This is a genomic window from Capnocytophaga sp. (genome assembly GCF_030532915.1).
Taxonomy (GTDB): Bacteria; Bacteroidota; Bacteroidia; order Flavobacteriales; family Flavobacteriaceae; genus Capnocytophaga.
The window spans coordinates 37,219-49,600 of sequence record NZ_JAUNKD010000007.1 but is presented as its reverse complement, the minus strand read 5'-3'; the positions used below and the strand labels follow the sequence as shown (position 1 = coordinate 49,600).

At 39.4% G+C, this 12,382-nt stretch carries 7 protein-coding genes; 4 read left to right on the top strand and 3 right to left on the bottom strand.

Translation table 11 applies throughout. The annotated features are described in order from the left end of the window. The gene (locus Q4D72_RS03420; protein ID WP_303076018.1) at nt 1–3,285 is read left to right on the top strand and encodes an AAA family ATPase; all 3,285 of its coding nucleotides are present in this window, start codon (nt 1–3) and stop codon (nt 3,283–3,285) included. A 24-nt stretch (nt 3,286–3,309) separates the two neighbouring features. Here the strand turns inward: Q4D72_RS03420 and Q4D72_RS03415 are convergent, their stop codons facing one another. From Q4D72_RS03415 to aroB, 3 genes are read right to left on the bottom strand one after another with little or no spacing between them, the layout of a single operon-like run. Further along, complete coding sequence (locus Q4D72_RS03415) at nt 3,310–4,215, bottom strand: PorP/SprF family type IX secretion system membrane protein (protein WP_303076017.1); 906 nt, start codon at nt 4,213–4,215, stop codon at nt 3,310–3,312. A gap of 2 nt (nt 4,216–4,217) precedes the next feature. Beyond that, on the bottom strand, nt 4,218–6,788 hold the full coding sequence (locus Q4D72_RS03410; RefSeq protein WP_303076016.1) for a reprolysin-like metallopeptidase: 2,571 nt from the start codon (nt 6,786–6,788) through the stop codon (nt 4,218–4,220). Between the two features lie 4 nt (nt 6,789–6,792). Further along, nucleotides 6,793–7,866 (bottom strand): 3-dehydroquinate synthase, encoded by a 1,074-nt coding sequence (aroB, locus tag Q4D72_RS03405; RefSeq protein WP_303076015.1) that lies wholly within the window; start codon nt 7,864–7,866, stop codon nt 6,793–6,795. A 205-nt stretch (nt 7,867–8,071) separates the two neighbouring features. Here aroB and Q4D72_RS03400 point away from each other — a divergent pair, with 205 nt between their 5' ends. The 3 genes from Q4D72_RS03400 to ansB all read left to right on the top strand — a co-directional run bounded on the left by Q4D72_RS03400 (nt 8,072) and on the right by ansB (nt 12,331). After that, nucleotides 8,072–9,250 (top strand): proline dehydrogenase family protein, encoded by a 1,179-nt coding sequence (locus Q4D72_RS03400; RefSeq protein WP_303076014.1) that lies wholly within the window; start codon nt 8,072–8,074, stop codon nt 9,248–9,250. Between the two features lie 494 nt (nt 9,251–9,744). Continuing rightward, on the top strand, nt 9,745–11,070 hold the full coding sequence (locus Q4D72_RS03395) for an anaerobic C4-dicarboxylate transporter family protein (protein ID WP_303076089.1): 1,326 nt from the start codon (nt 9,745–9,747) through the stop codon (nt 11,068–11,070). A gap of 205 nt (nt 11,071–11,275) precedes the next feature. Next, nucleotides 11,276–12,331, top strand: a complete 1,056-nt coding sequence (ansB, locus tag Q4D72_RS03390) for an L-asparaginase 2 (RefSeq protein WP_303076013.1) — start codon at nt 11,276–11,278, stop codon at nt 12,329–12,331. Nucleotides 12,332–12,382: the final 51 nt, after the last annotated feature.

The following is a 12,382-nucleotide window of genomic DNA, read 5'->3' as shown; positions in this document are numbered from 1 at the left end:
ATGAAAATCCTTAAACTTAACTTCAAGAATATAAACTCATTAGCCGGTGAAAATGAGATTGATTTTACCCAATCAGTCTTCACCTATGACGGGCTTTTTGCCATCACGGGCAAAACCGGTTCCGGAAAAAGTTCCATACTTGATGCCATTACCTTAGCCTTGTACGGAAAAACCCCTCGGCTGGAAGTTAGCGGAACCGAAAATGAAGTGATGACCAAAGGAAAAAATGATTGCTACTCAGAAGTTATTTTCGAAGCAAATAAAAAGATATGGAAAACCTCTTGGAAACAAGAACGTAACAGAAACGGAAAATTAAAACCTGTAAACCGTATGATTGCCGATGAACAAAACAACATCATTGCCGACCAAATACGGAGTTGCGATACCAAAATCGTTGCCATCATAGGGCTTACTTTTGAGCAATTCACCAAGGTTATTTTGCTGGCACAGGGCAGTTTCGCCGCTTTTTTACAAGCCGACAAAAACGACAAAGGTGCATTATTGGAGCAAATTACCGGCACGGAAATCTATGGCGAAATTTCACGAAAAGTGTTTGAACGCAACCGAAATGAAAAAGAAAAATTGAGCCTCATCAATGCCGAATTACAATCCATCAAAATGCTTTCAGCAGAAGAAAAACAACGTTTAATCACTGATATTGAAACTATTAAAAAACAAACAGAACAAACCACTTACGAACTTGAGCAACTGGAAATTGCCCGTAAATGGCTGCACGATGTACGACATTTAGAAAATCAAATCAATCAAATTCACGAAAAATTACCCATACTGCAAGCCCAAGCCACTCAAGCCAACATCGTTTTTGAACAACAATACGAAATTTTACAAAACTTAAAAAAACAGCAAGCACAACAAGAACCAATTTTTAAACAAGTACGTGAATTGGATACCAAAATTTCAGAAAAAGAAAAAATGTTAGCTCCCATTTCAAACAGCATTTTGGAATTGGAAAAAGAACATCAAATCCTTGCTGCAACACTCACAAACCAAACTTCCCAACTCGAAAAATTGCAGAAAGTCCTTACTGAAAAACAAAACTGGTTGCACAAACATCATATGTATGAACAACTTACACGAGAGTTTTCTGTTATTGAAAAAGAGCATCAATTGCTTATTGCAACCGAAAATGAAATTGATGATTTTACAAAACAAATCACCTCATTGCAAAATGAAGTTACTTCTAAAAAAGCTGATTTTCAAAAAAGTAGCTCTGATTTTAACATAAAAAACAATGAATTAGAGTTAAAAATTCAAGAATTAGAATCACAAAAATCGGCTTTAAAAACGCTCTTAAACGGAAAGGAAATCTCGGAACTTCAATCCGAAAAAGAAAAAATTTCGGCTTTGGGAGTGCAACTCAAAAATTGGCTCGAAATCGAAAATCAAATCGAAATAAACAAACGAGAAATTTTGGATTTCACCGATAAAGACAACGCCTTTGAAACAACATTAGAGCAACTCTCAGAAAAATTACAATCAGACAAAGAAACGTTAAAACACATTGATAATCAAATAGATTTACTTAACAAAAACATACAATTAACTCTAAAAATACAAAGTTTAGACGCACATCGCAAGCAACTCAAACACGGAGAAGCCTGTCCGCTTTGTGGTGCTTTGGAACATCCGTTTATGGAAAAAGGCACGCCTGAAATAAACGACAACGAAACGAAACTAGCTTCCCTAAAAGAAAAACACTTATTCTTTTTAAATAATATTCAAGAAAATGAAAAAAAACTTACAAAAACGCTATCCGATAAAGAAAATAATCTAATAAACAAGGATAAACAAGAAAAAAAAATACAAGAATTTGGTTTTAAACAAAATGAAATTGAAAATGACATAAAACGGCATCCCATTAATTTTTCGTTCCCCACAGGTGATGATAAATCTGAAAAATTAAACGTTATTCTGTCAGAAAAACGAAATCATTTTAAAACGCTTAATTCCCTGATTGAGAGTGCTAATCAATTGGAAAAACAAATTTCATATCTTCGTGATACTGAAATCATAACATTGCAAAATGAACGAGATAACGCCCTAAATGCTAAAAACAAATCCGAAACCGAACAAAAATTAGCTGAACAGCAACTTTCACAAAAACAATTATTAATCAATTCATTACAAACAAAACAAGAAACTCAAAAAAATGCTTTTTTGGAAAAAATCAAACAATATGACACTGAAAATATTGAGTCACTAAAAAATTACGTAACACTTTGGAATGAAAATAAACAACAAACGGAAAACATAACCCTCCAAATTACCAATCTGACTTCCGATATTGCTATAAATAATAAATCATTAGAGAATAACTCATCGTTTTTAAAAAATAAACAAAATGAAAAAGAACTAATAACAGCAGAAAAAGAAAAATTAACACATTCACGTAATCTTATTTTTGGTTCTAAATCAGTTGAAGCGGAAGAAAACCACCTAAAAAACTTACTCGAAAAAAGTGAAACGGCAAAAACAAAAACCGAAAAAGCTAAAAACGATGCAAATACTGAATTTGAACGGCATAAAGCCATCGCTCACGAAAAACAAACCGAATTATCAGCTCTTAAAACACAACAAATCACCACTTTAACCGAAGAGGAATTGCTTGATTCCTTCCAAGAAAAAAAACGCCTCTATGCCGATTTATCACAAAAAGTAGGCGCCTGTGAACAAACCTTAAAACTCAATGACGAAAATATAAAACAGAATGAGACAAAACGCAACGAAAAAGAAAAACAAGAAGCTATCTATCACAAATGGAGCAGTTTAAATGAACTCATCGGAGCGAGTGACGGCAAAAAATACCGCAACTTTGCCCAAGCGCTGACCTTTGAGCATTTGATAAGCCTCGCCAACCAACAATTGCAAAAAATGTCGGAACGATATTTGCTAAAACGCAGTAATGACAATGGGGCAAATCCGTTTGAGCTTTTGGTAATCGATAAATTTCAGAATGACCAGCAACGAACGGCTCAAAACCTGTCGGGTGGCGAAAAATTTGTGGTTTCGCTTGCCCTTGCCTTGGGTTTAGCTTCAATGGCAAGTAAAAATATGGAAATCAACACAATGTTCATTGATGAAGGCTTCGGAACGCTTGATACCGATTATTTAGATGTAGCCCTCAGCGCGCTTTCTAACCTGCAAAGCGAAGGGAAAATCATCGGCGTAATTTCACATTTATCGGAACTTAAAGAACGCATCGCTACGCATATTGAGGTGATTAGCACCGGAAACGGACATTCAAAAATACAAATTGTAAGCTAAATAATTTCAATGCAAAACACCAAACTACCATTTAAATTGCACCAAAAATTCGTGCGAATTACGTGCGTATAAATTTAATTGTGATTGTGTTACGCTTTCATAGCCATACCCTACCCCGACAAAATAGTTCGGTACGAAAAACAACACATAGCCCCCCAAAGCGCCGTCGGTGCGGTAGGTAATCCCCGCTTCGCTGTTTTTGAGATAAACCCCTGCCAGCGTGATGTTAAATGACGGACTTACGTCTTTTGCAAAGCGCACTTGCAGGCTTGGTCGCAGCGTAAAATCACCCGAAATACGCCAATGATAGCCCCCCATAGCGTAAAAATGCAAACGTTCAGCCACCGAGGTCATTACATCATCCTTAAGCTTAACTTCTCTGGAAGCCAATAAATTAGGAATCGAAATACCCAAATAAAACTTCGGATGTTCATAAAAAATACCCGTGCCGATATTCACTTGAAATTTTCCGGATATGGTCTGTAAATAAGGGTCATAACGCGTGTTGTACGGACTTGTATAAGTGTGAATACGGCTTCCGTCAATGTTAAAAAAGTCGCCTCCAAACTTGATTCCGGTGTATATTTTGGTGCTGTCACTCAATTGCAATGAATATGAAAAATCGGCATAAATTCCGGCTTGTTTTTGTATAAAAATTTTGTTATTTGCAATCGAAAACCCAAGCCCGATACGGTCATTGATTTTATGTGTAGTGAAGAAAGTTTGCGTTTGAGGGGCATCAACCACGCCCTGCCACTGATTGCGAATATCAACAGAAAGCGTATGCCCGCTCTCCGTGCCTACCGCAGCCGGATTAACCAAATTTTTATGCTGATTATAAAATAAATACGTCGGATTTTGAGCTTTCAACTGCCAAAAAGCAAAAACGCTCAAACCGATAAATAAACTATTGCGAAACATCTTTTTCATCGTTAATAATTGATAAATATCCATCCTTGTCGTTTGTAAATTTCAGTGGCATCTAACGTAAATATATAGTAATAAGAACCTTGCGGAACTTTGCTGCCTCCTATGCTAATACCGTTCCATTGATTTTTATACCCCCTCATTTCATAAACCAATTGCCCTAAATGATTGAAAATCCGAAGTGTATTGGTTGGGTAGTTTTCAGCCCTAACGATAGTGAAATAGTCATTAACCCCATCGTTATTAGGTGTAAAAGCATTGGAAATCAACACATAATCTAATGAAGTATCAATACTGTTTTCAATGCCGTCGCCATCAATGTCATTATCACACAAGTCGCCAATACCGTCTTGATCTAAATCCGCTTGGTCAGGGTTGTAAATACTTGGGCAATTGTCCGTATCGTCAAAAAATCCGTCATTATCCGTATCGTCATCACAAACATCACCTACACCGTCTCTGTCCAAATCAGCTTGATCGGGATTGGCTTTTCTGGGGCAGTTATCAGTGGCGTTGGGTATGTTGTCTCCGTCCCAATCATCATCGCAGACATCACCGATACCGTCTTTATCCAAATCATCTTGGTCAGCATTGGGTGCTTCCGGGCAATTGTCTTTACTTGACATAATTCCGTCTCCGTCAGTATCTTCATCGGCTTTTACGGTGATTATCCCCGAATTTACGGCTAAAAAAATATTGTCCTCAGCCAAAATCATATACTTTCCGTTTGGAGTTTGCAACGAATCAGGCACGGAAACCCGCGCTGTTCCGTTATTAGGCACTCCCGAAGCCAACGTATGCGGAAATGTAATTCCACCGTCGGTTGAAAATAAAATGGTTACATTTTTCACGCCGACATCTCCGGAATCCGTACTTGCCACATCCCACGTAATAAGCTGTTGCTGACCAATATACCAATTAGAATTTTCAGAATGTGACGTTACCCGAAACGGGCCTGCCGAAGCACTCACCACCACCTGAATCGTTTTGTAAACCGTACTTCCAACAGGCATTCCCGCTAAATTACGGTCTGATACCACAAACGACCAGTTAAGCGTTCGCCCAACCGTTGTAACCGTTTCCCAAGCACTACCTATATCCGGATTGGTTTGCGTTAAATTACCTGACACAATGCGACTTAACCTCGGAACATACCGTATCGGTGAAGCTGTGGGCGATAACGAACGCGCTATGGCTCCGCTACGTGACAAGGGCGAAAATGTGTAGTTTGTTCGGTCTCGGTCATTGGCTTGTTCCCAAGTGTAGTACAGTTTATCGCCATCGGCATCTGTTGCCAAACCGCTTAATCGGTAGGCTGTTCCGTGCGGAATCGTATAACTCTTCATTTCACCAATTTCAGGCGATTTGTTGGAAGTAGCTGAAACAGAGGCACAACTGCGATTAGCAACCACTTGCATAATATCGTAAACCGAACGATGGTGAAAATACGCATCTGAAACATTTTGTACATTTTGATTTTGGATAACTCCCGCATATCCCATTATGGTTGAGCCACTTCCGGGTTCCATCTGTGAGCCTGTTCCTTCATATTCGTGTGAAAAAGTGTGATACGCCCCGAGTTGATGCCCTATTTCGTGTGCCACCACATTGATGTCAAACGCGTCCATATCCATATTCCTTCGAAAACGAACCGACGAAAACGCCCGTCCCTTTTGTCCGTTGGTACAAACACAACCTATGCATCCCGCATTTCCACCAAGGTTCTGATTATGAAACAAATGCCCTATGTGGTAATTCGCCTCGCCCAATTGTGCATCAAGCGTATTTTGCAAAACACGCGACTCCGAAGCATACCAATTGTCATAATTTATGTTCCGAAAAGGATCATTTGCTATATTGTCAAACAAAAGACGCTCATCTGAAACCAACTCAAACTGAATAGAAAGTTGCCTTCCGTAAACCTGATTTATCCGATTTATTGTGCTGACAATCTGTGCAAAAGCCTTATTTTTTCCACCGAAATAATTGGTAAACTGATGCGTCGCTGCAATCGCAATTTTCAAAGTTCGCAACTGATTATCAGTTTGGTAAGTAGCCTTTCGGGTTATATCTCTTTCCGGCTTCATTTCTTCTATCGTTTTACATTCAAAAGACTCACTTTCAGATGAATTTCTGTGATAAACCTTGTAATTAACACCTTCATTATCAACAGCTTCAATAAATGAATATTCAAAATTTTCTTCCATTATGGCATTAAGCCCAAAATCAGACCACGTAAACCGAATTGTTTTTTCAGGTTTAGTAACGCAAACACCCGTAAATGTTTTAATATGAGGATATTTCTTCGCTAACTCCGCTGAAAGCACTGACGTTTTTTGAATCCGATAGGCTTCAAGATTACCATCATCAGCAGGGATTTGAACCAAAATCACTTGCCTATCCGCTTGATTTTTAGTGGCACTTAAAACGTTGTTAAATTGCTCTTTATCAAGTGTATAATAATGGTACCCGACTTTATTTTCTCGACGTTGCGATAAATCGGTTCGGTGCCAATAGGTTTGTGCCTTTACATTTGCAACGATAAATAATAAAAAAATGAATAATAATTTCCTCATACCATTAATTTGAATAATAGTCAAAAGCTCTGTAAATCAAGCCGTTTTCAACCAAACAATTGATTTTGGGTTTTGCAAAATCTTCCAAAAGCACAAAATTAATATTTCCGTGTGAATTTTTCTTGTCAAACTTCATTAAATTGATAATTTCGGCAATTTCTTCTACGGTAAAATACTGTTTTTCAAAGTAATTGCTAAATGCGGACTTAATTTCATCACACTTCACCGATGAAAAATTTAATTTTTGAACCGAAAGAAAAGCCGCCAAAATCATTCCAATAGCAATTGCCTCACCGTGAAGCAGTTTTTGCCGATTTTCATTTTCCAAACAATACGATTCAATGGCGTGCCCGAGCGTATGTCCAAAATTGAGCGTTTTTCGCAAGCCTTTTTCGGTAGGGTCTTGCATCACCACCTTGTTTTTAATCACCACCGATTCGTAAATAAGCATATCCAAATCATCAAGCGTTAAATTACTCAAATTCAGCATTTTTTGCCAATATACTTCGGACTGAATCAAACCGTGTTTAAACATTTCGGCCATTCCGCTGCGCAATTCTTCTCCGGGAAGTGTTTCCAGAAAACGACTGTCAATTATCACCCCCAACGGATTGTTAATCACTCCTATTTGGTTTTTCAAAACGCCCAAATCAACTCCCGTTTTGCCGCCTACCGAAGCATCGACCATTGCCAAAAGTGAAGTCGGAACATTTAAAAAATCAATCCCCCGCATATAGGTCGAAGCCACAAAACCACCCAAATCGGTAACAACTCCGCCTCCTAAACTGATTAACAAACTCTTACGGTCAGCCTCCAATTCAGAAAGGGCATACCACACCTGTTCACAGGTTTGCAAATTTTTAAAGGTTTCTCCAGCTTCTATTTCAATGATTTCTAGTGGAATATCAGCGGTTATTTCCGATAAAAACAACGCCAAGCAACATCGGTTGGTATTGCTGTCAGTCAAAACAAAAATCTTTGAATAATTGGTTTTCCACAGCAATTCATTCAAAAAAACAAAACCCGAAGCGTTGAAGTAAATCCCGTAATTTGAGGCGTTAATGGTACTTAATTTCATAATTCCGTAAAAAATTGATTGGTGAGTTTTAAAATCTGAAAAAATTCGGGTAAAAATAATGATAAAAATTGAATTACAAACAAAAAATATCATACTTTTGCGTTTTCAAAAACAATTGTTTTTTATCCAACCCTTTAATTTTCTTTATTTACAAAGAAAAAAAGTTTTTTAATAACTAACAAAACAAAAAGAAATTACGTAAACAATGAGCACACGATTTAACGACACCAAAACCGCATTCGCTCTGAAAGACAACTTTGAACTGGGCAGAGCCTATTGGCTTTTCCGATTTATTGGCAACAATACCCTCATCGGTATGGGTACAACCCTGACGAATCTTTCCCTAAAACTACATTTACCGGTGGAATGGCTCATCAGAAAAACCGTTTTCAATCAATTTTGTGGCGGTGTTTCAGAAGCTGACTGTAAGCCGGTTATCCGCAAGATGAAACAAAAAGGCGTGGGTTCGGTACTTGATTATTCCGTTGAAGGAAAAGAAGACGAATCCTCATTTGAAGCCACCTTCAATAAAACGATGGAAATCATTGATTTTGTGCATCAAAACCAAAATGAAGGAACTCCTTTTGCCGTTTTTAAACCCACAGGATTCGGGAAACTTGCCATCTACCAAAAAATCTCTGAAAAACAACCCCTTACCGATGAAGAAAAAAAAGCTTGGGAACGCATCGTGTATCGGTTTGACCAAGCCTGCGCCAAAGCAGCTGCCTACAAACTTCCTATTATGATTGATGCCGAAGAAAGCTGGATGCAAGACGCCGCTGACGACCTCATTGAGCAAATGATGCAAAAATACAACCGCGAAGAGCCCATCGTGTACAATACCTTGCAAATGTATCGGCACGACCGGCTCGATTACCTCAAAAAATTACACCAACGCGCCATCGATAACGGATTTTTTATCGGCGTAAAAGTAGTTCGCGGGGCATATATGGAAAAAGAAAACGCCAGAGCCGCCGAAAAAGGCTACACCTCCCCTATTTGCGTCTCAAAACAAGCAACCGACGATAATTACGATGGCGCCATCAACTATATTCTTGAACATACTGACCGTATTTCGCTCTTCGCAGGCACTCACAACGAAAAAAGTTCGGCATTGGTGATGGATTTGATGGACAAAAAAGGAATTAAACACAACGACAAACGCGTTTGGTTGGCGCAACTCTACGGAATGAGTGATCATATCAGTTTTAATGCTGCAAAATTAGGGTATAACGTGGCTAAATACCTTCCGTTTGGTCCCGTACGCGAAGTGATGCCCTATCTGATACGGCGCGCCCAAGAAAACACCTCCGTAGCCGGGCAAATGGGGCGCGAATTAACGCTTTTAATGCAAGAACACAAACGAAGACAAAAAGAAAAATAAAAAATAGCATTTCAGATAATATAGCTAACCCATTTTAAATTGTAGTTATTTTCAAGAGTGAGCCTCCGACCTTGGAGACGAAGCGTTAAAAAAATCAATGAATGAAGCGTGGAAAATATCCGCTGTTCGAAGCGACCGCAGGGAGCAAGTTCGGAGATTTTCAGCGAAATAAAATTGATTTTTAGCGTAGTATCCAAAGTCTTGAATTTTTGGTTCTTTTGTTTCAAGACAAAAGAACAGACATAAAAAGACAAATTACATAGAAGTAGCTATATAAAATCGGATATTAAATAAATGTCCGATTTTTTTATGCTAAAAAAAGTAATTTCCTTCGTATGTTTTTCTGATTTTCGTTGGTTATTTTGTGTAATTGACCAAAAATACCAACTTCTCTCTAAAAAAATACTTTTCTGTAAAAAATAATCAAAAAAACAGCTATTAATTTTAAATTTTTTCACTAAATTAGCCACAAAATTAGTGAGATTATGGATTTGATAATTTACGTGGAACTATTAATCGTTCTGATGGCTATTTTCATCGGGGCGCGTGTGGGGGGCATCGGGTTGGGTGTCTTCGGAATGCTCGGACTTGCCATTTTGGTGTTTGGATTCGGACTAAAACCGGGTAATGCCCCCATTGACGTGATGTTAATCATCGTGGCGGTTATCACAGCGGCAGCTACGCTACAAGCCGCCGGAGGTCTTGACTATTTGGTGCGTGTCGCCGAAAAAATCCTTCGCAAAAACCCTTCAATGATTACGTTTTTAGCACCAATCGTGTGTTACTTCTTTACTTTTTTGTCCGGAACCGGGCATATTGCCTATTCCCTACTCCCGATTATCGCCGAAATCGCTACAAAAAGTAAAGTCCGACCCGAGCGCCCGCTCAGCATCTCCGTAATAGCCTCTCAACAGGCTATAACAGCCAGCCCCATATCGGCAGCAACGGCGGCACTGCTCGGAACGGCACTTTTGGGTGGTAAAGGCATCGAACTTGGTGATATATTAATGGTGTGTGTACCGGCAACACTCATCGGCGTTATTGCGGGAGCCATCGCCGTGAAATTTGTGGGCGTGGAACTGGAAAAAGACCCCGAATACCAACGCCGAATACGCGAAGGGCTGCTACAAATTGAAACCTCCCAACAAGAAAACATCAGTGAGCAGGAAAAACGAAAAGCGCTCACCTCGGTAATCATTTTCTTGTCCGGAGTGCTATTAATCGTGCTGTTTGGTTCGTTTCGCTCGCTCCGACCTTCCTTTTTGGTAGGTGAAGAAACCATTACGCTTGATATGATTCCGATTATTGAAATCGTAATGATGTCGGTAGCGGCACTTATTTTGATTTTCACCAAAACAAATACCGAAAAGGCGGTAAAAGGAAGCGTTTTCCTTGCCGGAATGCAAGCCGTCATCGCCATTTTCGGGATTGCGTGGATGGGCGACACTTTTTTTGCCGGAAATATTGATTTTTTCAAATCAAACATTGAAGGCATCGTAACGGAATACCCGTTTTTGTTCGCCGTGGCACTTTTCGTGATGTCAATTTTGCTTTTCAGTCAGGCGGCAACCGTACGCACGCTCTATCCGCTTGGTATTGCGCTGGGAATTCCCCCGATGGCACTGCTGGCAATGTTTCCGGCGGTAAACGGCTATTTTTTCATACCCAATTACCCAACGGTGGTGGCTGCTATCAATTTTGACCGCACCGGAACTACCCGCATTGGCAAATATGTGCTCAATCACTCCTTTCAACTGCCGGGATTCGTCGCAACCATCGTTGCCATCGCCGTAGGATACGCCATCATCTTACTGATATAGCCTTTTTTAGGGTAAACCTACAAAAAATAGAGGACAAAAGGTGCTTTTTATCAATTTTTTAACGATTTCCATATAGGAAAAACAAAAAAATAGCCGTACATTTGGCTCATCATTTATAAAATAAATTGCCTTTACGGAAAATTAAACCTTTAATAAGGGTAAAAAATTAAAATCAACATTTGGAAAAAATTTTAAATTAACAATAATGAAAAAAACAATCAAAAAAATTGCCTTTTCATTGCTTTTAGTAATGTCAGTGGCAGTCTTCGCACAAAAACCGAAGATACGAATTATCGCAACAGGCGGAACAATTGCCGGAGTGAGCAAATCAGCAACCGAATCGAACTACAAAGCGGGCGAGTTGGGCATCTATCAGCTCTTGCAAGCGGTTCCGGAGGTAAAAAATATTGCCGAAGTCAGCGGCGAGCAGCTCGTTAAGATTGGTTCGCAGGATATGAATGATGAGGTGTGGTTAAAACTTGCCAAGCGCATCAATGAACTCCTTAATAAGGAAGGATATGACGGCGTTGTCATCACGCACGGAACCGATACGATGGAAGAAACCGCTTATTTCCTCAATTTAACCGTTCACTCCGATAAACCCGTGGTGATGGTCGGTGCAATGCGTCCGGCAACGGGTATGAGTGCCGACGGACCGTTAAATTTATACAATGCCGTGGTTGTAGCGGCATCTCCCGAAGCTAAAAACCGAGGCGTGATGGTAGCTATGAACGAAATCGTTTTAGACGCCAAAGATGTGATAAAACACAGCACTACGGCGGTTGAAACTTTCCAAGGGGCAAATTATGGAAAGCTGGCGTACCTCCACAACGGAAAAGTGTTCTTTAACAGACAACCGCTCAACAAACATACCAAACAATCGGTCTTTAATGTCGATAATTTGAAGTCGCTTCCCAAAGTTGGCATCGTTTATGGCTATTCGAATATGTCCGAATTACCAATGAAAGCCTTTATCGACGCTAAATTTGACGGAATCGTTTACGCAGGCGTTGGAAACGGTAATTTTTACCATACGTTATTTGATTTGGCTGTCAAAGCACAGCAAAAAGGCATTCAAATCGTGCGTTCATCAAGGGTAGCGACAGGCGCAACCACTTTGGATGCTGAAGTAGACGATGCAAAATACAATTTTGTGGCGGCACAAGCGCTAAATCCGCAAAAAGCACGCGTTTTATTGATGTTAGCCCTCACAAAAACAAAAGATTGGAAGCAAATACAGCAATTTTTTAATGAATATTAGGGTAAATACGCAATAATTGCGTATCCCCACCTAAAACCTTTGTCAAAGTTC